The sequence below is a fragment of the Pseudoduganella sp. GW821-FHT12E03 genome (genome assembly GCF_058807115.1).
The window spans coordinates 218,967-239,969 of the sequence record NZ_JBXAQJ010000002.1 but is presented as its reverse complement, the minus strand read 5'-3'; the positions used below and the strand labels follow the sequence as shown (position 1 = coordinate 239,969).

Sequence of the window (21,003 nt, the reverse complement as noted above, 5' to 3'; positions counted from 1 at the left end):
GCTCAGAATTTGTGCAGGATGCCGAGCTGCACGCCGGTCAGGCGGTGCCCGTCGATATCGGCGCCGGCCAGGTTGGCCGAGGGCGCGGCGGAACTGCTGAAGCGGAAGCCGGCATTGGCCTGGTTTTTCAATACCGTGGCAAAGCCGTACAACACCGTGCGCTTCGATAAGTCGTAATACGCGCCGATATTGGCGCTGCGCGCGCCGGCGTTGCCGCCACTGGTGTCGTGCACGCCGCCCACCATCGCGCCCACGCGAAATTGCTGGTTGACGCGGTAGTCAACCGACAGTTCCCACAGGTTGTGAAAGCGGTTGGCGTTGGCGTCGATGCCGGCAAAGCTGTTGCCGGCGGCGGCCACGTTGCTGAGGATGGAGCCGGCATTGCGGCCGGCGGCGCTGGTGGTCGAATTGTTGCTGCGCCCCGCCGCGACATATAGCGTGCCCGGGCCATAGCGGTAGTTGGCATACAGGTTGTGGTATTCGATCTTGCGGCGCACGGTCGCCGTGGCCGGATCCGGACTGGCCACCACGCCCGCGTAGCCGGCGCGCCATGCGCCCTGCTGCCAGTCGATGGCCAGTTGGCGCACGCCGCCACCGGCTCCGTAGCCTGCTTTTTCCGGCAGCGCATAGTGCAAATCCACTTGCACGCCGGCGACGCGGGGCGATTTGTACGAGAGATCGTTGTCGTAGCGGGACGGCACGCCAAAGGTATTGAAGATGGAGCCGAACGTGGTGCGTTCGGTGTAATCGATGGCGCCGCCGATATAAAACACTTGCGTGTTCTGGCGCCCCGCGCGGAATTCGCCATATGGCGTGTTCAGGCCGATCCACGCCTGGCGGTCGAACAGGCGGCTGCTGTCCGCGCCGGCACCGGTATCGGCATTGACGCCCTGCTCCAGGGTGAATTTCATTTGCAGGCCGTTGCCCAGCTCCTCGGTGCCGCGCACGCCCAGGCGGCTGCGCAGGATGGCGCCATCGTTCAGGCCCGTGACGCTGTTGCCGGAACTGCTGCTGATGTAGCCGATGTATTCATCGAAGGTGCCGTACAGGACTGCGCTGGACGAAGTCTGGGCTTGCGCGGACAACGCCGCCCCGGCCAGCAGCAGTGCTGCGGTAGTGTGTTTGTTCATGATGTCTCTGTGATGTTGTGGTTTTATGGGTACTGCCTGGTTACTGCCTGGGTATTACAAAGTTGCCGCCAGCGCGCCGATGGCCATGGCATAGCCCCGCACGCCGAAGCCGCACAACACGCCGGCCGACACTGGCGACAGATACGAGTGATGCCGGAACGGTTCACGCGCATGCACGTTCGAGATATGCAGCTCGATGACGGTCACTTGCGCGCCCTTGATGGCGTCATGCAGCGCCACCGAGGTGTGGGTATAGCCGCCGGCGTTGAACACCACGCCGGCCAAGGTGCCGGCCGCCTGAGCCGCGCCGGCTTCGTGCAGAGCATCGATCAGCGCGCCCTCATGGTTCGATTGGCGGAAGTCCAGCGCATGGCCATGCTGTTCGCAGGCCGCTCGGCACAGCGTTTCCACGTCCGCCAAGGTTTGTGCGCCATACACGCCCGGTTCGCGCTGGCCCAGCAAGTTCAAATTCGGACCGTTCAACACCAGGATGGTTTTTTTCACACTCATGGCCATCCCCTCACGCCATTTCCGCATGGCCGGCGGTCGCTTGCAGCACCGTCACTCGGCGCCGCAACACTTGATCCGTCACCCATTTGGCGGAACGGTGCGCGCGCTGCGCCACCACTTCCGGCGTGAATTGAAGGTAATCATCGTTGAACACTTCAAAGCTGAAATCGCCCCGGTAACCGTTGCGGTCCAGGCGGCGCAGCATGTTGGACAATTCCTGCGCATGGCTGCCTTCGCCGGGGAACACGCGCAGGTGGCGCGCGGTTTCCAGCCGTTCTTCCGCCGTGCGCACTTCGCGCCACATGAAATCGGACAGTTGCACCAGCGCGATCTTGTGCGCGGGGATATCGTCCAGCTCAGTGAAGTCGGCGCGGTTGGCCAGCATGTGGAAGGAATCGAGCACGATGCCGAGATTGGCATGGTTGGCGCGTTCCACCGCTTCCCACGATTGCTGGTACTGGTTGACGTGGCGGCCCCACGACAGCGCTTCATAGCCAACCTTGACGCCGAGCGGCACGGCCAGGTTGGCCAGCTTGGCGAGGTCGCGCACGATGTGGTCCATGTCGCCGGTCGCGTGCGCCGAGGTGCTGGAGCACACCATCAGCAAGGGCGAGCCGACCGCCTTGCAGACCAGCAGCATCTGGCGCGCGATATCGAGCTTGTAGTCGTGCAGCGCGCCATCGAGTCCCTCGTAATCGCGCATCACCTGGATGCCCGTCACGCGCACGCCGCTCTCGCGCACCACCCGCACCGCGTCCGCCAGGCCCGCCGGGTGCTGCGCCAGGTCTTTGGCCCACAGCATCAGCTGGGAAAAACCGGCGGCTTTCGAGGCCCGCAATTTGGCTTCCAGGGGGCCGGCCAGGGTCACCGTATCCATGCCGAAGTTGGATAAATTCATTCTGCCTCCAGCGCGCGGAAATCAGCGGAATTCACACTGGCTTCCAGGGGACCGCGCAGTGTGATCATATCCATGCCGAAGTTGGATAAATTCATAAGGCCTCCAGCGCGCGGAAATCATCGGAATTCACACCCGGCCAGCCGAATCGCTCCAGGTACAGCGGGGCCTGCTCGATCAGCATTTCCTTGCCCTTCTGGATGCGGCAGCCATGGGCTTGCGCTTCCACCAGCAGGCGGCTCATCTCGATCTTCATGCCGCAATCGGCGACGATGCACTCGGGAGACGCGCCGCGCAGGTCGATCGGCATCGGATCGTCCGGGTACATGCCCAGCGGCGTGCAATTGACCACCAGCTGATAGCCCTCGGCGGCCGGCTGGCCAGGCACCACGCGGCATTGCGGGAAGGCATGCCGCAGGCGGGCGCACAGCGCTTCGGCCTGTTCGGTGCGGGTATCACAGATCGCCACTTCGGCAATGCCGCGCGCGGCCAGCGCTTCGGCAATCGCGCAGCCGACGCCGCCGCTGCCCACCACCAGCGCTTTCGCCGTGGCCCAGTTGAACGGCGCGCCGGCCAGGGTGCGGTCAAAGGCGCGCACAAAACCTTCGCCATCGATCAAATCTCCGATCAGCGAGCCGTCCGCGTCTTTATAGATGGCGTTGCAGGAACCGGCCAGCAGCGCGCGCGAGGTCGGATGGTCCACCGCCTCCACGCTCATCGGCTTGTGGGGAATCGACACGAAGATGCCGCCGACATTGTCCATGGCCATCAGGGTGCGCACGGCGTTGATGTAATCCTGCGGCGGCACTTTAAAGGGAACGACGCGGGCATCAATACCGTGGCGCTGGAAATAGGCGTTGAACAGCGCGGGCGCCTTGACCTGTTCCACCGGCCAGCCGATCACGGGGAAAATGCGGGTGGTGCCGGAAATCTCACGCATGGCGGCCTCCGCTGGATTTCACCAGTTCGAAACTCACGCCGCCACGGTACAGCTGCGTCAATGCGCCCTTGTCGCTGGCCTGCACCGGCTCGCGGTCGACAAACACGATGCCCCGTTCGCGCAGCGCGCGCACCGCTCGCGGCACGTCCGGCGCGCCAAAGCCGACCCGGATCAGCTGTTCTTCCCACTGCAAGCCGCCGGCGCCGGCGGGCGGTTCCACCAGTTGCAGGTAAAAGCTCCCGCAAGGGCTTTGCAGCAGCATGCCTTTCGGGACCACGCCAAAATAACTGCCTTCCGGCAGCGGGCGGAAGTCCATCAATTGCTGATAAAAGTCCGACCATTCGGCGGTGCGGCCTTCGCCGATCGCCTGCACCACGCCAAAGAAATGCAATCCTTCCAGCGCGGCGGGATTCGCATTGTTCCCGTCCTGTGCATGCGCGATTGGCTTGAAGTCCACGTCATAGATGGAAAAGTCGTCGCAGCGGTCGACGAAATACACGATGGAGTCGCCGGCGCCGTGGACGCCGGGGATATTCAGTTCCATCGCGCCGGCGCGAGTCTGGATCGCCCACGCGCCCATCCCCGTCGCATGGCGGTAAGCCGCATCCGCATCGCGCACGCGCAGCGCCATTGCGCTGATCACGGTCGATTGCGGCGCATCGTCCGCCTGCGACAGGGCGCGCGGATCGGCGTTGACGATCACGTTCATGCCGCCCTGGCGGTACAGGGTGACTTCGCGGGAACGGTGGCGCGCGGTGGCGGCGAATCCCATCTGTTCCAGCAGCGCGCCCAGCGCCAGTGGCTGCGAGGTGGCGTATTCGATGAATTCAATGCCGTCCACGCCCAGCGGATTGTGTGGTGTTTGCATGATGTGCTCCTTGCTCATGTCCTTGGTATGCAGGGCAGTATAGAAACGGCAAGGGGGCAAAAATAGCGGCAAAAACCGTGATTTCTGCGCTAATCGCGCAATTTGCGCGATTATCGGACAGTGCCGCCGGGTTTGAGGGCATAATGAGGGCATGAAAAAGCCACCGCTCCTCAACGTGCAAGTCGCGCAGCGCGACCTGATCGACGGCCTGGTGACCGGCCTGCAAGTGCTGGCCGCGTTCGATGACGACACCACCCGCCTGAGCGCCACCACCCTGGCGGATAAGATCGCCATCAGCCGCAGCGCGGCGCGGCGCTATTTGCTGACCCTGGTGCATACCGGCATGGCCGCCACCGATGGCCGCCAGTTCTGGCTGACGCCCAAGGTGCTGACCCTGGGCCGCTCTTATCTCGATTCGGCGCGGCTGCCGCGCACCATCGTGCCGTACCTGCAAAAGCTCACGGCGCAATTGCAGGAGTCCACCAATTATTCGGTGCTCGAAGGCGACGACGTGGTATACGTCAGCCGGGTCAACGCGCCGCGCCACCTGTCGCCCGGCTTTGAACCGGGCACGCGCCTGCCGGCCTATGCCTCCACGGCGGGACGGGTCCTGTTGTCGGCCTTGCCGGACGAGGACTTGCACGCGTGGCTGGCGCGGGTCGAGCTGATCGCCTACACCCACCTGACGGTGACCGACAAGGACGTGCTGTTGCGCGAATTGCTGGCGATCCGTGAAACCGGATTCGGCATCACGGAAAACCAGTATGAAATCGGCATGCGCGGCATTTCCGTTCCCGTGAAAACCCGCCACGGGCAATTGATCGGCGCGCTCAGCGTGTCGATGCTGGCGTCGGGGACGTCGAAGGCGGAAGCCACGTCGCGTTGCGTGCCGGCGCTGCAGGCCATGGCCAATACGCTGATGTTGTGGGTTTAGCGCCACCGGCGGGCCACCACCAGTCACCACCCGCCGGCCCCTTTCGGGTATCCTGACCCCACCTTCCCGCAGCCAGGTGATACGCATGGATGTGAGCTCGCAGTTACTGGTCAATCGCAAGCCGGCATTGGTGCTGCGCATCGTGCTGGCGGCGCTGGTGTATTACGCGCTGGCCCGCCTGGGGTTGCTGCTGGCGCTGGAGCAAAGCAACGCCAGCCCGGTCTGGCCGCCCTCCGGTTTTGCGCTGGCGCTGCTGCTGCGCTTTGGCATGCCGCTGTGGCCGGCGATACTGGCCGGGGCGTTTTGCGCCAATGTCGCGGTATTCAAATCCAACGCTGTCGCGGCCGATACCGTGATTTTTGCCGCATCCGGCGCCATCGCCATCGGCAATACGCTGGAAGCCGTGCTGGCCGCGTGGCTGGCGAAGCGCTGGCGGGTACGGCCACACCGCATGAAATCGCAGCGGGAAGTCTATCTGTACGCCGCCATCGCGGCCGGTTCGGCCCTGGTGGCCGCCATCATCGGCGCGCTGACCCTGGGCGCGTCCGGCATCGTGCCCGCCGCCGTGCTGGCGGTGGTGGGCGGTACCTGGTGGACCGGCGACTTCCTTGGCTTGCTGATTATTTCCCCGCTGCTGCTGGTGCTGATGCGCCATGAGCGCGACGCCGGCGCCAGCCGCAGGGCCTGGGCCGCGCTACCGCGCCTGGCGCCGCTGCTGGCCGCCACCGCCTGCGCGGCGCTGCTGGTATTTGCGCCGCCACCGGATGAATGGATCGTGCCGCGTGCGCTGCCCTATCTGTTGCTGGTATTCGCCGGCTGGGCGGCGGTGCGGCACGGGCGCGCGGCGGTGTGCCTGGTGCTGGCCATCATCTGCATCATCGCGGTGCCCGCCACCGCCATGCAGCGCGGTGCCTTTATTTCCGGCGTACTGCAGCACTCACTGCTGTCGCTGTGCACGTTCCTCGCCATCCTGGCCATCGTTGCGTGGGTGCTGACGGCGGGCTATGGCGACGAACGCATGGCGGCCCAGCAGGTGCCGGACCAGCACGGCCATGCGCATCCGCCACTGTCATGGACGCCGGCGCTGACCCTGGGCCTGGGCGTCGCGGCCACGGTCTGCACCTGGGCGCTGGTCGATGCCGATACGGAGCGGCGCACCCGGGAACGGTTTGACGACGCCGCCAGCACGGTGCGTGAAAAACTGGCCGGACGGCTGGCGTCGTATGAATCGCTGCTGCGCGCCGGCGCGGCGTTGTTCGACGCATCGGTCACTGTGGACCGCTCGGAATGGCGCGCCTATGTCAGCGCCATCGACCTGGAACATCAATATCCCGGCCTGCAGGGCATGGGGTATGCACGCTATATTCCCCAGGCTTCGGCCGACGAGGAGGCAGCAGCGCTGCGGCGCGAGTACGCCACCTTCCACATCTGGCCGGAGGGCAGGCGCGCCGCCTATGTGCCCGTCACCTACCTGGAACCGCAAAGTGAGCGCAACCGTGCCGCCATCGGCTACGACATGCTGCAAGAACCGACGCGCCGGCGCGCGCTGCAGGAGGCCATCCAGAATGGCCGCCTCAGCGCTTCCGGACCCGTCACGCTGGTGCAGGAAATCACACGCGACAAGCAGATCGGCTTCCTGATGTATAACCCGGTGTATACCGGCGCCGCGCGCAGCGCGCAAGAACTGGGTCCGCCCACCGGATTCGTCTACAGCCCGTTCCGTATGCGCGACCTGATTCGCGGCATCTTCGGCGCCAGCCTGCAACAGGTGCGGCTCGACATCCTCGACAGCACCCCCGACGGCAAATTGATGTACGAGAGCGTGGCCGACCATGGCCAGTCGCCCAGCTATCTCCCGCTCACCAGCCTGCAGTCCGTCACCGTGGGCGACAACGGCCACCAGTGGATCTTGCGCATGCGTCCCACCGCGGCCTTCGACGCCGACGTCGACCGCGGCAAATCTCACCTGGTGCTGACCCTGGGCACGCTGGTCAGCCTGCTGTTTTATGGCCTCAGCCTGAGCCTGGTGAAGGCGCGCCAGTTGGCGCAAGTCGACGTGGTGCGTTCGGCCGCCAGCCTGGAACAGTCGGAGGCGCGTTTCCGGCTGTTGACCGAAAACATCGCCAACCACGCCATCGTGCTGCTCGACCCGTCCGGCTTTATCGCCACCTGGAATGCCGGCGCGGCGCGCCTGTTTGGTTATGGCGACAGCGAAATCATCGGCCGTCCGATGTCCAGCCTGATCAGCCCCGATCTCGCCGCGGTGCACGCGGCGCGCGCCATGCTCGATACGGCGCTGCAGGCCGGCCAGTTCGAAGAGCTGGGCGAACGCACGCGGCACGACGGCAGCGCTTTCCTCGCATTGATGCAACTGTTCCCCGTGCTGGGCCAGGGTGGCGCGTGCATCGGCTACGCCATGATCCTGCGCGATGTGACGCGGGAAAAAGCCGCCGAGCGCGAACTGAATGACGCGAAAATCCAGGCTGAAGCGGCCAGCGCCGCCAAAAGCCTGTTTGTCGCCAACATGAGCCATGAATTGCGCACGCCGATGAACGCCGTGCTGGGCGCCGTGCAATTGCTGGACCGGACCACCCTCGATTCCCAGCAATCCGGTTTCGTGCAAATGATTTCCGTGGCCGGCAAATCGCTGCTGGCGGTGCTGAACGACGTGCTGGATTTTTCCAAGATCGAAGCGGGCAAGCTCGATGTGGCGCAGGAACCGTTTTACCTGGCCGACGTGGTCGATGCGCTGGCGTCCGTGATGGCCATCCATGCGGGCGACAAGGGATTGGCGGTGGCCATCGTCATCGCGCCCGGCGTGCCGGATGCGTTGAACGGCGATGCGTTGCGCCTGCAGCAAATCTTGCTTAACCTGGTCGGCAATGCCATCAAGTTTTCCGAACGGGGCTCGGTGACCGTCACGGTGTCGACGACGCCGGGTCCGGACGGCCGGCCATGGCTGCGCTGCGAAGTGGCCGATACCGGCATCGGCATCGCACCGGAACAGGCCGACCGGCTGTTCATCCCGTTCAACCAGGCCGACAGCTCGATGGCGCGCCGCTTTGGCGGGACGGGACTGGGACTGGCGCTGTCGCGCCGCCTGGCCGCGCTGATGGGCGGCACCCTGGACGTGCGCAGTACGCTGGGCGTGGGCAGTACCTTCGGCCTGCAGTTACCGCTGCGCGCAGCCACCCTGCCCGACCGCCATCCGCTGCCATTGCACCTGCAAGGATTGCGATTGCTGTGCGTGGGGCTGGACAAGCCGGAACAAGCCAGCATGGCGCAATTGGCGGCACGCCTCGGCTACACTGTGGACATGGCCGGCGACAGCACGGCGGCGTACCGCCTGGCACTGGCCGCCAGGGAGCAGGGCCAGGCTTACAGCGCGGTGCTGGCGGAACATGACCAGGTTGCGGCGCTGGCGGCGGTGGCGGCGTTGACGGAACCCGCGCCGCTGGTGATCGAGGCGGCCCACGCGTACCAGTTGCAGGCCGGCAACCGGGAGGCAACGGCCGGCGCGGTATTGACCCATCCATTGACACACGCCGCGTTGTATCATGCGCTGATCAAAGCTGACCAACAATCAATAATGAAACCAGAACCCACGCCTGAACCGGAATACATTCCACCCGACATGGACCAGCCGCTGGCCGGCGTATCGCTGCTGCTGGTGGAAGACAACTTGCTGAACCAGGTGGTGGCGCGCAACATGCTGGAGCATGGCGGCGCCAACGTGGCGATTGCCAATAATGGCGAAGAAGCCGTGTCGTACCTGCGCACCCATGCCGGCAGCATCGACCTGGTGATCATGGATGTGCAAATGCCGGTCATGGATGGTTTCGAAGCCACCCGCCGCATCCGCAACGACCTGCGATTGTCGCTGCCGGTGCTGGCCATGAGCGCCGGCGTCACGTTGTCGGAACAGGCGCAATGCCAGGCGGCGGGGATGGATGACTTTATTGCCAAGCCGGTCGACTGGGCCGACTTGCTGGCGGTGGTGCAAAGACATTGCACGCGGCCCGCCGGCTGATACCACATTAATTCAGCGATAACCCAACGTGGCCGGGCCGCCGGCCGTGCGCAGCATGTCCCAGCCCAGCTGGCGGCGGATTTCCTGCATCGACGGCGGCGGGCAGCGTTCCGCCTGGCGCGCTTCCAGGTATTGCCGGATTTGTTCCTTGGTCGGGTGCTTTTGCTGCGTCATGCTGGTTCTCCTGATGGTGATGATCCGTTGACTGCCGAGTCCATCTTAGGTGGATCGCTGCTCAATTTCCAATCAAGTTCTTGATAATGATGATATCGATTCCGATATCGCTGCCAGCACCCTGTATCAGTTCGCGCTGGCGCGCGAGGCCATGGCCGGCAGCGATTTCCAGCTCAGGATACCGGGCATTTTGAAGTGCACCGTGCGCAAGCCGGCTTTGCGGGCCGCCAGCAGGTTCGGCAGCGAGGTATCGATCAACACGGTTTCCTCCGCATCCACGCCCATGGTGCGCAGCGCCAGCGCATGCAGGCCGTCATGCTGGCGGTGGCGCGCGTCGTGGCGCGACGCCACCACGGTGAACTTGCTGTTGACGTCATTGCCAAACAATTGCTCCAGCAGCGCGCCGACCGATGGCGCAGGCAAATCGCTGATGACGCCCAGCTTGCAGCCGGCGTCCAGCGCATCCTTGATCAATTGCAGGCCGCGCGGATTGGCTTCCGGCTTGCGGGTGGCCAGCGCCGCGTGGAAATGGCGGTGGTGGGCGGCGTTCAGGTCGATCGCGCGCGACTTGCCGGCTTTGCCGTCGGTCTTCTCGTCCTGTGGCAGCGCCACGTCGAGCACCCGGGTCCAGCCCACGGTGGACGCCACTTCGCGCAATTCCGGCATGCTCCAGCGCAGCGGCACGCCCGTGCCCTCCATTGCGGCGCGGATGGCCGCCAGGTGCAGCGGCGCCGTATCGAACAGGATTTCATCCAGGTTCAGCAGAATCGCGTTGATCGTCATGGCTCTCTTTCGTCGTCAGTGGGTGCTTGCAGAGCTGTCAATATACGATCGTTAAACGCGGAAGAAAAATTAATTATTATTCGTGATTGATAAGTATTACCTTATGATTTCACCGCACCGCCGGCAGACTATTCAAAGCGTACTTATAATGGGTATCAGCGCTACCAGATACCGGCTTCCCCCTTCCCGCACGCCATGCTGATCACCGACCCGCTGTTCTACGCCGCCGCCATACCCGCCGTCCTGCTGACGGGCATTTCCAAGGGCGGCTTCGGCAGCGCCCTGGGCGGCGTCGCGGTGCCGCTGATGGCGCTGGCCGTCTCGCCGGTACAGGCGGCCGCAGTGATGCTGCCGATCCTGTGCCTGATGGACCTGGTGGGAATGCGCGCCTACTACCGCAAGTGGGATACCGACAACCTCAAAATTATGCTGCCTGGCGCGCTGATCGGGATTGCCATCGGCGCGCTGACGTTCGGCATGCTGTCGGAAAGCGCGATCCGCCTGATGATCGGCGGACTGGCGATCGCCTTCACCATCAACAACTGGCTGGGCCTGGCCGCCCGGCAGCACACGGCAGGCCGCTCGCCGGTCAAAGGCACGTTCTGGTGCGGCCTGTCCGGGCTGACCAGCTTTATCGCGCATGCGGGCGGCCCGCCGGTGATGGTGTACATGCTGCCGCAGCAACTCGACAAGGTGCGCTATGTCGCCACCATCAGCGTGTTCTTCGCCTTCGTCAATGCGGCCAAGCTGGTGCCCTATGCGTGGCTGGGCCAGTTCTCGTCCGACAACCTGGCCACCAGCCTCGCGCTGGCGCCACTGGTGCCGCTGGGCGTGCGCTTTGGCATGTGGCTGCAGGACAAGGTCAATACCACGTGGTTTTACCGGATCGCGCAGGCCGGGTTGCTGGCCACCGGGGTGCAGCTGATTTACAAGGATATCGGCAACCTGTTTTGAAGACAGGCCACCTGCTTCAACCTCCGAGATGCGGGCGACTCCGTAGGGCGGGTTCCTCGAACCCGCCACGCATGCAGCCCGGCGGCGCAAGCATGGCGGCTTTGTAAAAGCCGCCCTACGGAGTCGGCGCGCTCGGACCTTCGACGTAAATGGCCCTGAAATCGTTCACGTTGGTGAGCGTCGGCCCGCACACCACCGAATCGCCCAGCGCCTGGAAAAACCCGTGGCCGTCATTGTTGGCCAGGCTGTCGCGCGGCTTGATGCCGAGCGCCCGCGCCCGCTCCAGGGTGCCGGGATCGAGCAGCGCTCCGGCGATTTCTTCGGCGCCATCGACGCCATCGGTGTCGCACGCGATCGCATGGATGCCCGTGTGGCCATCGAGCGCCACGCCCAGCGCCAGCAGGAATTCCACATTGCGCCCGCCCCGGCCCGTGCCGCGCAAGGTCACCGTGGTCTCGCCGCCCGACACCAAAATGCAGGGCGGGGAAAACGGCTGCGACCACTTGGCCACCTGGCGCGCAATGCCCGCCATCACGATGCCGACATCGCGCGCCTCCCCTTCGATGCTGTCGCCGAGGATGTGCACCGCCACGCCGGCCTCGCGCGCCACCGCCGCCGCCGCTTCCAGCGCCCGCTGCGGTGTGGCGATCATGCGCGTTTCACAGCGCGCCAGCCGCGCATCGCCCGGCTTGACGGTTTCGCCGGCGCCGCTCTCCAGCAATTCAATCACCGCTTGCGGCACGTCGATGGCGTGGCGCCGCAAGATCGCCAGCGCATCGGCGCAAGTACTGGCGTCGCCCACCGTCGGGCCGGAGGCGATATCGACCGGATCGTCGCCCGGCACGTCGGACATCAATAACGTCACCACCCGCGCCGGCCAGCACGCCGCCGCCAGCCTGCCGCCCTTGATGGCCGACAGGTGGCGCCGCACACAATTCATTTCCGCAATCGTCGCGCCCGACGCCAGCAGCGCGCGGTTGATGGCTTGCTTGTCTTCCAGGGTCAGGCCTTCGCCCGGCTGCACCAGCAACGCAGAGCCGCCGCCCGAGACCAGGCACACCACCAGGTCGTCCGCCGTCAGGCCCGTCACCAGTTCCCGGATGCGGCGCGCCGCATCGAGGCCGGCCGCATCCGGCACCGGGTGCGCCGCCTCCACGATCGCGATGCGTTCGCAAGGGACCGCATAGCCATAACGCGTCACCACCAGGCCCTCCAGGGGACCGGGCCAGTGGCGCTCGAACACGCGCGCCATCTCGGCGGACGCCTTGCCGGCGCCAATCACGATGGTGCGCCCCTTCGGCGGCGCGGGCAAATGCGACGGCAGGCAGGCCGACGGCTGCGCGGCCGCCACCGCGGCGTCAAACATGCGCCGCAACAGGGTTCGGTGGATGCCCATGCCTCGTCCTTACTTCGCGCCGATTTCGTGGTTGGCCATGATTTCCAGCGCCCGCACCAGCGCGGAATGGTCCCATGCCTTGCCGCCGTGGGCGGCGCAGGTATTGAACAATTCCTGCGCGGTGGCGGTGTTCGGCAGGCTCAGGCCCAGCTGGCGCGCATTCGACAGCGCCAGGTTCAAGTCTTTCTGGTGCAGCTCGATGCGGAAGCCCGGGTCGAAGGTGCGCTTGATCATGCGCTCGCCATGCACTTCCAGGATGCGCGACGCGGCAAAGCCGCCCATCAACGCCTGGCGCACCTTGGCCGGGTCGGCGCCCATGCGCGAGGCAAACAGCAGCGCCTCGCCCACCGCTTCGATGTTCAGCGCCACGATGATCTGGTTGGCGACCTTGGTGGTCTGGCCGTCGCCATTGCCGCCCACCAGCGTGATGTTCTTGCCCATCAAGGCAAACAGCGGCTGCACCTTGTCGAACGCCGCCTGCGGGCCGCCCACCATGATGGTCAGGCTCGCGGCTTTCGCCCCCACTTCGCCGCCCGAAACCGGCGCGTCGAGGTAGTCGCAGCCCAGCGCATTGATTTTTTCCGCGAATTGCTTGGTTTCGATCGGCGAGATCGAACTCATGTCGACCACGATCTTGCCGGCCGACAGGCCCTGCGCCACACCGCCGTCATCGAACAGCACCGAGGCCACGTGCGGCGTGTCCGGCACCATGATGATGATGATGTCCGCCTGCTCCGCCACCGCCTTGCCGCTGGCGCAATCGACCGCGCCCAGTTCCAGCAGCGCGGCCGGCGCCGGCTTGTGGTCATGCACATACAGCGTATGGCCGCCCTTGGCGATGTTTGCCGCCATGGGCGCGCCCATGATGCCCAGGCCGATAAAGCCGATTTTACTCATGTTGATCTCCTTGATTGTCTGGTTAAGCTGCCTGTTTGAAACGGCCGCTCAGGGCTTCGGCGCCACGCGCCAGCAAGCCGATATCGCTGCCGACGGCAACATAGGTGGCCCCTGCTTCAATATAGCGGCGCGCCAGCGCTTCGTCGCCCGTCAGCACGCCGGCCGCCTTGCCGGTGGCGACGATGCGCCGGATCGCCGCTTCGATCGCGGCCACCACTTCCGGATGGCCCAGCTGGCCGATATACCCCATGCTGGCGGCCAGGTCGCCGGGGCCGATGAAGACGCCGTCCACCCCCTCCAGGGCGGCGATGGCTTCGATATGGTCGATGGCGTGCGGGGTTTCCACCTGCAGCAGCAGGCACAGTTCGTCTTCACACACCAGCGGATAGTTTTTCACGCGGCCATAGTCGGACGCCCGCGCCGCCGCGGAATACCCGCGCACGCCGTGCGGCGGATAGCGCGTGGCCGCCACCGCGCCGCGCGCCTCGTTCTCGTCCTGCACGAACGGAATCAACAGGGTTTGCGCGCCGACGTCCAGCAGGCGCTTGATCAGCACCGTGTCATTCCAGGCCGGGCGTACGATCGGATGGGTGGTGCTGTGGGCGATCGCCTGCAACTGCGAATGCACCATCGGCAATTCATTGGGCGAATGCTCGGTATCGAGCAGCAGCCAGTCAAAGCCGGCATTGGCCAGCAATTCCACCGTGATGTTGCTGGACAGCCCGGACCACAAGCCCACCTGCAATTGCTTCGCCTTGAGCGCCCGCTTGAAGTGATTGACCCTGATGTTCACAGTCCTGCTCCTTTCATGGTTTTTGCCATTAATTTAAGTCATAGGATGTCATACAACATAAATCGAGTATAGGCCCGATCAGTGTGCAATGCAACAGGAAATGCGGGAGAAAGAAAGCAAAGGCGGCCCGGAACAGGCCGCCGGCGGGGATCACTGCTTGCCGTAGCGTTCCAGCAGCAAGGGCAAGGTCATCGGGCGGCCCAGCAGGTAGCCCTGCACTTGCGTGCAGCCAAACTGGCGCAGGTAGCCCAGCTGGGCATCGGTTTCCACGCCCTCGGCAATCACGCCAATGCCCATATTGCGGCCGAGGTCCAGCATGGTGCGGACAATCGCGCAGTCATCGCGTTCGCGCGGCACGCCCTGCAGGAACAGGCGGTCGATTTTCAGCGAAGCGATCGGCAGGGTTTTCAGCAGCGACAGCGAGGAATAGCCCATGCCGAAATCATCGAGGCTGATCTCAAAGCCCATCTGCGCCAGCTTGCGCATGATCGGCAGCGAGGTATCGATGTGCGACATCACCATGTTTTCCGTCAGCTCGATTTGCAGGCTGGCGGGGGCGATGCCGGCGGCGCGCACGGTGGCCATCAATTCCGCCGGCAAGGCGCTGTCGAGGAATTCCGGCGCCGCCATATTGATGTGGGCTTTGACGCCATGCATGCCGGCCGCGTGCATCAGTGGCAAATCGCGGCACACTTGCTGCACCACCCAGCGCCCCAGGTGCACGATCAGGCGGCTTTGCTCGGCCACCGGGATGAACTGGTCCGGCGGCACGATGGTGCCATCCGTTTTGCGCCAGCGGATCAGTGCCTCCACCGCGTGCATCGCTTCGCCGTGGGCATCCATGATCGGCTGGTAGGCCAGGAAAAACTCGCCCCGCTCAAAGCCATGCTGCAATTCCGACAGCATGATCAATTGCTTTGCCAGCACATCCTGTTCGGCGCCCTGCGCGTCGCTGTAGTGGCTGACGCGGTTGCGGCCATTACGCTTGCTGGTATACATGGCGGCATCGGCCGCATGCAGCAATTGCGCCGTATTGGCGCCATGCCCCGGGAACATGCTGATGCCGATACTGGCCGACACCGACAATTCATGGCCCATGTACTGGAATTGTTCGCGGGCGCAAGCCGCCACGCGCTGCGCCAGCGCTTCCACCGCCGGCGGCTCCAGCCCATAGCCCGTCATCAGGGCAAATTCATCGCCGCCCAGGCGCGCCACCACTGCGCCGTCCGGCGCCACCTTGCGCAACCGTTCGGCAAACGCTTTCAGCACCACGTTGCCGGCCGCGTGACCAAAGGCGTCATTGATCGGCTTGAACTGGTCGAGGTCGATATACAGCACGCCAAAGCCGGTGCATGGCGGGCACTGTTCGCACGCCCGGTCCAGCAGGTAGTGAAAATGCGCGCGATTGACCAGGCCCGTCATTTCATCGGTCTGCGCCAGCACGCGCATGCGTTCCTGCTGCGCCATGCGCTGCGCGGTCTGCGCAATCAAGGCGCTGATCGATTCCGCCAGTCCGGGCAATTGTGCTTCGCGCTGGCGCGGCTCGCGCGAAAAGAATTCCAGGATGCCCGCGCTGTGCAGGCCGCCATCGCCGCCGGTGTACGTCACGGGGAAAAAGTAACCCGACTGCAACCCGCAGCGCAGCGCGCTGGCAAAGCGCGCCGCTTCCTGGGTATCGGCGCCGGCCATGTCCTGGCCGGGCAGCGGTAGCGTATCGGCATCGATCCACTGGGCCTTGCCACTCCACACCTGCCCCAGGATGCCGTGATTGGTATCGCTGGCGATGGTGCTGGTCACCGAGCGCAATTCGGCATAGTCGCCGGTGGCCGCATGCCAAACATGGCGGCAGCGCAGCACCCCGGGACGGCCCTCCGGTTCGTCCCGCACCCAGAACGCGCCCCAGTCCCAGCCCAGTTCATCGCAAACCAGCTGGATGATCTTGTGGATGGCGGCGTCAAAGGTATCGGTGCCGATCAGGTATTGCGTCAGTGCGAAGCTGAAGCGCTCACGCATGGCCGCGTGCTTGGTGGCCGTGATGTCGACCACCATCCCGGCCACGATGGCCTCCCCTTCGCGCGCCACGGGCTGCACTTTCAGCCAGCGCGTGCCGCGTCCCGGCGCGCTAACGCGGAATTCACAGGCGGCGCCAAGGTGCGCGTCGGTGATGGCGTCGAGCGTGCTGCGCAGGCGCCACGCATCATGCGGCGCCACGTACAGCAGCGCTTCGTCCACTTCGTGGCAACCGCTGGCGGCAATCCCCAGCAGGGACGCCGCCACCGCCGACAAATACAGGCGTCCGTGCCGATGCTCATACCACCAGCGCCCCAGTCCCGCCGCTTCGTCGACCGCGCTGGCGCGCAGCGCCCGTTCGCGCACGATGCGCCAGGCATCCCCCGCGCCTGGCGATGGTGGCGCCAGCGCGGCGGCCAAAATGTCTTCGCGGGGGAACTGCAGGCAATCGTTCTTCATGGTCTTCCGGTATCTTCGCACTGTGTCGTTGCACTAAATGAGTGCATCAGTGACCCACTATCGATCAAATCTCACTGCCGCGCACGGGGCCTGGGAGCGCATGGTGCATAGCAGCAAATGCTGTGCCATGCGACGCTCCGGGCGTGCCGCCACGCAACTCCCGCCCCGATGGTATGATCGCTTCAACAATCATGACATTAGATCAACAGCCCCGGGAGATTCAATGACCAAGCGGATCAGACAGCACACAAGGAAACGCGCGCAAGCGCTGGCGGCGGGCGCGCTGCTGGCGGCCGCCAGCCACGCCACGGCGCAAGACACCCCACTGAATACCAACACGGACACGCCGATCCGGGTTGAAATCACCGGTTCCGCCATCAAGCGGGTGGAAGCGGAAACCCCGCTGCCGGTGCACATCATCACGCGCGCGGAGATGGACAAGGCCGGCGTCACGACCGCGGCCGAACTGATTGCCCGCATTGCCGCCAACCTCAATGGCTTGAGCGATGGCGGCAGCATCAATGTCGGCGGCTATGACCAGAAAGGTTTTAACAGCGCCAATCTGCGCGGCATCGGCACCTCGTCCACCCTGGTATTGCTGAATGGCCGCCGCATGGCGAACTTCGCCTCGCCCGGCGACGATACCGGCGTGGACTTGAACACGATCCCCGCCGCCGCGCTGGAACGGGTGGAAGTGCTGCTCGATGGCGCCTCGTCGCTGTATGGCACCGACGCCATCGGCGGCGTGATCAACTTCATTACCCGCCGCGATTACCAGGGCCTGGAACTGGGCGTGTACGGCGCGGCCACCAGGGAAGGCGGCGCCGGCAAGCGCACCGCCACCATTACCGGCGGCCTGGGCGACATCGTGCAAAACGGCTTCAATGTGTTCGGCATGGCGGACTTCCAGCGCACCGAGAGCCTGAGCACGTCGCAGCGCAGCTTCATCAAGGATTTGAAGATCGAGGAACGGCTCGGCCATCTGCTGTCAAGCTACACCAGCCCGGCCAACATCCGCCTGACGTCGGCCCAGCGCGACCACTTGCAGGACATCGGTTTCAAGATCAACGGCAAACCCATCGTCAACCGCCTGATCAACCTGTCCGCGCCCGATTGCGCGCCGCCCGCCAACGTCTACCTGCCGTTGGGCACCGGTGGCGAAAACGGCTGCACCTATAACTACATGGGCGACACGGAGCTGTATCCGAAGTCGGAAAAAACCAGCCTGCTGGGCCGCGCGGTGTTCCAGTTGAATCCCGTGTCGCAGCTGTATGCTGAAGCGTCGTATGCACGCGCGCGTACCCATTACGTCGGGTCATCCGCCCGGACCCGGGGCTACATTGATTACAGCAAGGTGCCGCAACTGGCCAATACAGGCTTGGACCAAGTGGACGGTGAACTGGAACTGCGCATACGCCTGTTTCAGGCAGGGCGCCGCACCAGTGAGCTGACCAGCACCGGCACGCGCCTGGTACTCGGCACCAATGGCGTGGCGGGCAAGTGGGATTACGACGTGGCCATCAATCACAGTGCCAGCACGATCAGCGACAAGGATACGCACGGCTACCTGCTATACGACAAACTCCAGCAAGGTATTACCGATGGCATCATCAATCCGTTCGGTCCCTCCAATGCTGCCGGTGTCGCGCTGTTGAATTCCATTCAGGTGGACGACGACGTGCGCCACTCGCGCGGCACCATGGACAGCCTCGACTTCAAGTTCAGCCGCCTGCTGTCACCGATGGCCGGCGGTCCGATGGCGGTGGCGGTTGGCGGCGAAGTACGGCGCGAACGCACCTGGTTCAATCCGTCGCAATTGCTGCTGAGCGATAACATCAACGAAGACCCAGCTCCGGGAGGCGGCCGCGCCACCCGAGACCAGCGAAGCATTGCGGGCTTTTATGGCGAACTGTTGCTGCCATTCGCCAAGGACTGGGAAGCACAAGTGTCGGGACGCTATGATCATTATCAGGTGGTGGGCAGCGCCGCCAGTCCGAAAATCGGCGTCAGCTACCGTCCCCAAACGGGCTTGATGCTGCGCGGTTCCGCAGGACGTGGTTTCCGCGCACCGTCGATGACAGACCTGTTCCGCCCGACCGTGGTCAGCTTTACCGGCACGCTGCCCGACCCGGTGTATTGCGCCACGGTGGACAATAATTACGCCGATTGCGCCGATATCTGGGAAACGCGCCGCTACAGCAACAAGAACTTGAAGCCGGAGCGTAGCCGCCAGCTCTCGCTGGGCACCGTGTGGGCTGCCACCGACCGCGCCAATGTCTCCATCGATTACTGGAAAATCACACGCACGAACTTGATTTCCGAAATCGGCGACGACGTCATCCTCGGCAACCTGGCCAAATATGGCGACCTGGTGCACCGCGATGAAGATGGCTTGATTGAATACATTGAACTGCGCAAAGAAAACCGGGGCGCACAACAGGCGTCCGGCGTGGACTTGGCGCTGGACTGGCGCGGCGCATCGACGCCGTGGGGCCGCTTCGGCACGCGCATCAATGGCACCTTTGTCTTGAAGTCGCGCATCCAGACAGCGCCGGGCGACGCCTGGGTCAGCAACCTGGGACGCTTCGTCACCGACAGCGCCGTACAGCGCTGGCGCCACACGGCAACGTTCGACTGGGAACAGGGCGCGCTGTCGGCGTACCTGTCGCACACGTATTCGTCAGCCTACAACGACCAGAATTCCGCCATCAATATCGACGATGGCAGCGTCGTGGCGGCCAACCGCGTAAAGGCGTATTCGCTGTGGGATTTGTCGGCCTCGTACCAGGCCAACAAACGCCTGCGGCTGCGCGCCGGTGTGCAAAATATCTTCGATACCAGCCCGCCGTATTCGAACCAGGCGTATTACTTTATTTCCGGCTACGACCCGACCTACACCGATCCGCGCGGGCGGCGGTGGTTTGGCAGCGTGACGTATTCGTTTAAGTAAGTGTAGTAAGCGTTGCCGGCCACATGCAGGCCGGCAACGCTTGTCCTTTTCAATACTTCCACGTCAATCGCAAGCACGCATTGCCCGTCGCCGCATGCGCGTGGTATGGGTGGAAACGCCAATAGCGCCGCTGCGTTAGCTGGTGCACCGACCCGCGCCGGCGCCATCCCTACCATGGTTGCCGGTGCGGCCGTTCCGGCCCGCGCGCAACCAGGAGCACAGCATGAATTCCATCGATCAGCAGCAGCCCGAAAGCAATCATTGCGACCTGTCCGGCCCGGACGCCGTGCACCGCATCCGCGACATGGTGGACGACGCCAAGACTTGTTTCTTTTGCACGGCCGGCGGCGTGCGCCCGATGAGCCCATTGGAAGTCGACGACAGCGGCAACCTGTGGTTCCTCAGCGCAGCCGACAGCCACAAGAATGAGGAGCTGGACGCCAACCCGGCCGTGCGCCTGTATTTCCAGGGCTCGGCGCATTCGGGCTTCCTGTATCTCGATGGCCACGCCGTCATTTCACGCGACCAGGCGCGCATCCACGAACTGTGGAACTTCGCGCTGAAAACCTGGTTTACGGAAGGCGAAGCCGATTCCCGCATCACGGTGATCCGCGTCACGCCGACGCAGGGCTATTACTGGGACAACAAGCATGGCGACGTGGTGGCCGGCGCCAAGATCATGGCCGGCGCCGTGCTCAGGAAAACCCTGGACGACAGTATCCAGGGGCAGCTGCGCATCTGAGCCGGCGGCTGCGGGTTGCTATTGGCGCAGCCGGCGTAGCACGGCCGGCACGATCAGCTTATGGATGGGCGCGACCGGGATCATGTAGATGCGTCCCAGTAGCCCGTGCAAATGCACGACTGTCGACACGGCGACGGCATCCTGGCCGTCGTGGCGCAGTTTGCAAACAGACACTTGCACGCGCAAATGCTTGTCATCGTCGCCGAGGATCACTTCATCATCCGACACGCGCAGCACCTTGAAAATACCGGCGCGGTCGCCCGGCTTGTAGTCGGCGGCGGCCTTCCCGGGCCGCAAGCCGCCCAGGCTGCCGAGGTTCTTCAAGCCCACCAGCCCCACCACGCGGTTCCGCAACGACATCAGCGCATTGACCCAGCCCGGCGTCTGCCGGACCGTCTCGAGGTACATCTCCATGGCCGTGCGCTGATGGGGTGCGACCGTGGTTTGCCAGCAATCGTGGAAATATGCGCCAGCCAGATCATGGTGCAAATGGCTGGCGGCGGGGATCGTGGTTTCAAAGATGGGCGTGTTCATTGCC

Annotated in this window: 17 protein-coding genes; 5 read left to right on the top strand and 12 right to left on the bottom strand. The window is 64.5% G+C overall.

What is annotated here, in order from left to right:
• Positions 1-2: 2 nt before the first annotated feature.
• From AC1RRC_RS04830 to AC1RRC_RS04810, 5 genes are all read right to left on the bottom strand, one after another.
• Complete coding sequence (locus AC1RRC_RS04830; protein ID WP_493054128.1) at positions 3-1,130, bottom strand: porin; 1,128 nt, start codon at positions 1,128-1,130, stop codon at positions 3-5.
• Positions 1,131-1,184: 54 nt separating this feature from the next.
• On the bottom strand, positions 1,185-1,640 hold the full coding sequence (gene aroQ / locus AC1RRC_RS04825) for a type II 3-dehydroquinate dehydratase (RefSeq protein ID WP_493054127.1): 456 nt from the start codon (positions 1,638-1,640) through the stop codon (positions 1,185-1,187).
• A gap of 10 nt (positions 1,641-1,650) precedes the next feature.
• Positions 1,651-2,538 (bottom strand): sugar phosphate isomerase/epimerase family protein, encoded by an 888-nt coding sequence (locus tag AC1RRC_RS04820; protein ID WP_493054126.1) that lies wholly within the window; start codon positions 2,536-2,538, stop codon positions 1,651-1,653.
• A gap of 91 nt (positions 2,539-2,629) precedes the next feature.
• Positions 2,630-3,475, bottom strand: a complete 846-nt coding sequence (locus AC1RRC_RS04815; protein ID WP_493054125.1) for a shikimate dehydrogenase family protein — start codon at positions 3,473-3,475, stop codon at positions 2,630-2,632.
• Positions 3,468-4,343: a 4-hydroxyphenylpyruvate dioxygenase gene (locus tag AC1RRC_RS04810; protein ID WP_493054124.1), complete on the bottom strand. Its 876-nt coding sequence runs from the start codon at positions 4,341-4,343 to the stop codon at positions 3,468-3,470. Before AC1RRC_RS04810 ends, AC1RRC_RS04815 begins: the two co-directional genes overlap by 8 nt.
• Before the next feature lie 151 nt (positions 4,344-4,494).
• On the opposite strand from AC1RRC_RS04810, the gene AC1RRC_RS04805 reads away from it, so the two are divergent.
• Positions 4,495-5,277 (top strand): IclR family transcriptional regulator domain-containing protein, encoded by a 783-nt coding sequence (locus AC1RRC_RS04805; protein WP_493054123.1) that lies wholly within the window; start codon positions 4,495-4,497, stop codon positions 5,275-5,277.
• An 85-nt stretch (positions 5,278-5,362) separates the two neighbouring features.
• A complete protein-coding gene (locus AC1RRC_RS04800) occupies positions 5,363-9,307 on the top strand; it encodes a CHASE domain-containing protein (protein ID WP_493054122.1) in 3,945 nt (1,314 codons plus the stop codon).
• Positions 9,308-9,319: 12 nt separating this feature from the next.
• Here AC1RRC_RS04800 and AC1RRC_RS04795 read toward each other — a convergent pair whose 3' ends face one another.
• A complete protein-coding gene (locus AC1RRC_RS04795; RefSeq protein ID WP_493054121.1) occupies positions 9,320-9,481 on the bottom strand; it encodes a hypothetical protein in 162 nt (53 codons plus the stop codon).
• Between the two features lie 126 nt (positions 9,482-9,607).
• Entirely contained in the window at positions 9,608-10,264 is a 657-nt protein-coding gene (locus AC1RRC_RS04790; protein WP_493054120.1) for an HAD hydrolase-like protein, read from the bottom strand.
• Positions 10,265-10,459: 195 nt separating this feature from the next.
• On the opposite strand from AC1RRC_RS04790, the gene AC1RRC_RS04785 reads away from it, so the two are divergent.
• On the top strand, positions 10,460-11,218 hold the full coding sequence (locus AC1RRC_RS04785; RefSeq protein ID WP_493054119.1) for a sulfite exporter TauE/SafE family protein: 759 nt from the start codon (positions 10,460-10,462) through the stop codon (positions 11,216-11,218).
• A 115-nt stretch (positions 11,219-11,333) separates the two neighbouring features.
• Here AC1RRC_RS04785 and AC1RRC_RS04780 read toward each other — a convergent pair whose 3' ends face one another.
• The 4 genes from AC1RRC_RS04780 to AC1RRC_RS04765 form a co-directional block, all read right to left on the bottom strand.
• On the bottom strand, positions 11,334-12,614 hold the full coding sequence (locus tag AC1RRC_RS04780) for a glycerate kinase type-2 family protein (RefSeq protein WP_493054118.1): 1,281 nt from the start codon (positions 12,612-12,614) through the stop codon (positions 11,334-11,336).
• A gap of 9 nt (positions 12,615-12,623) precedes the next feature.
• Positions 12,624-13,511, bottom strand: coding sequence for a 2-hydroxy-3-oxopropionate reductase (gene glxR / locus AC1RRC_RS04775; RefSeq protein WP_493054117.1), 888 nt, complete (start codon positions 13,509-13,511; stop codon positions 12,624-12,626).
• A gap of 22 nt (positions 13,512-13,533) precedes the next feature.
• Positions 13,534-14,304, bottom strand: a complete 771-nt coding sequence (locus AC1RRC_RS04770) for an aldolase/citrate lyase family protein (RefSeq protein WP_493054116.1) — start codon at positions 14,302-14,304, stop codon at positions 13,534-13,536.
• 150 nt (positions 14,305-14,454) lie between these two features.
• Positions 14,455-16,773, bottom strand: a complete 2,319-nt coding sequence (locus AC1RRC_RS04765) for a putative bifunctional diguanylate cyclase/phosphodiesterase (RefSeq protein ID WP_493054115.1) — start codon at positions 16,771-16,773, stop codon at positions 14,455-14,457.
• A gap of 223 nt (positions 16,774-16,996) precedes the next feature.
• On the opposite strand from AC1RRC_RS04765, the gene AC1RRC_RS04760 reads away from it, so the two are divergent.
• Both AC1RRC_RS04760 and AC1RRC_RS04755 read left to right on the top strand, forming a co-directional pair.
• On the top strand, positions 16,997-19,723 hold the full coding sequence (locus tag AC1RRC_RS04760) for a TonB-dependent receptor (protein ID WP_493054114.1): 2,727 nt from the start codon (positions 16,997-16,999) through the stop codon (positions 19,721-19,723).
• A gap of 223 nt (positions 19,724-19,946) precedes the next feature.
• Positions 19,947-20,465, top strand: a complete 519-nt coding sequence (locus AC1RRC_RS04755) for a pyridoxamine 5'-phosphate oxidase family protein (RefSeq protein ID WP_493054113.1) — start codon at positions 19,947-19,949, stop codon at positions 20,463-20,465.
• Positions 20,466-20,483: 18 nt separating this feature from the next.
• Here AC1RRC_RS04755 and AC1RRC_RS04750 read toward each other — a convergent pair whose 3' ends face one another.
• Complete coding sequence (locus tag AC1RRC_RS04750) at positions 20,484-20,999, bottom strand: DUF2867 domain-containing protein (RefSeq protein WP_493054112.1); 516 nt, start codon at positions 20,997-20,999, stop codon at positions 20,484-20,486.
• Positions 21,000-21,003 lie beyond the last annotated feature (4 nt).

Excerpts from the sequence above, each read along its gene's own strand:
- AC1RRC_RS04820 (WP_493054126.1), bottom strand. The coding sequence starts at position 2,538 with ATGAATTTATCCAACTTCGGCATGGATACGGTGACCCTGGCCGGCCCC.
- AC1RRC_RS04800 (WP_493054122.1), top strand. The coding sequence starts at position 5,363 with ATGGATGTGAGCTCGCAGTTACTGGTCAATCGCAAGCCGGCATTGGTG.
- AC1RRC_RS04785 (WP_493054119.1), top strand. The coding sequence starts at position 10,460 with ATGCTGATCACCGACCCGCTGTTCTACGCCGCCGCCATACCCGCCGTC.
- glxR (WP_493054117.1), bottom strand. The coding sequence starts at position 13,511 with ATGAGTAAAATCGGCTTTATCGGCCTGGGCATCATGGGCGCGCCCATG.
- AC1RRC_RS04805 (WP_493054123.1), top strand. The coding sequence starts at position 4,495 with ATGAAAAAGCCACCGCTCCTCAACGTGCAAGTCGCGCAGCGCGACCTG.
- AC1RRC_RS04750 (WP_493054112.1), bottom strand. The coding sequence starts at position 20,999 with ATGAACACGCCCATCTTTGAAACCACGATCCCCGCCGCCAGCCATTTG.
- AC1RRC_RS04795 (WP_493054121.1), bottom strand. The coding sequence starts at position 9,481 with ATGACGCAGCAAAAGCACCCGACCAAGGAACAAATCCGGCAATACCTG.
- AC1RRC_RS04755 (WP_493054113.1), top strand. The coding sequence starts at position 19,947 with ATGAATTCCATCGATCAGCAGCAGCCCGAAAGCAATCATTGCGACCTG.
- aroQ (WP_493054127.1), bottom strand. The coding sequence starts at position 1,640 with ATGAGTGTGAAAAAAACCATCCTGGTGTTGAACGGTCCGAATTTGAAC.
- AC1RRC_RS04765 (WP_493054115.1), bottom strand. The coding sequence starts at position 16,773 with ATGAAGAACGATTGCCTGCAGTTCCCCCGCGAAGACATTTTGGCCGCC.
- AC1RRC_RS04815 (WP_493054125.1), bottom strand. The coding sequence starts at position 3,475 with ATGCGTGAGATTTCCGGCACCACCCGCATTTTCCCCGTGATCGGCTGG.
- AC1RRC_RS04760 (WP_493054114.1), top strand. The coding sequence starts at position 16,997 with ATGACCAAGCGGATCAGACAGCACACAAGGAAACGCGCGCAAGCGCTG.
- AC1RRC_RS04810 (WP_493054124.1), bottom strand. The coding sequence starts at position 4,343 with ATGCAAACACCACACAATCCGCTGGGCGTGGACGGCATTGAATTCATC.
- AC1RRC_RS04780 (WP_493054118.1), bottom strand. The coding sequence starts at position 12,614 with ATGGGCATCCACCGAACCCTGTTGCGGCGCATGTTTGACGCCGCGGTG.
- AC1RRC_RS04790 (WP_493054120.1), bottom strand. The coding sequence starts at position 10,264 with ATGACGATCAACGCGATTCTGCTGAACCTGGATGAAATCCTGTTCGAT.
- AC1RRC_RS04830 (WP_493054128.1), bottom strand. The coding sequence starts at position 1,130 with ATGAACAAACACACTACCGCAGCACTGCTGCTGGCCGGGGCGGCGTTG.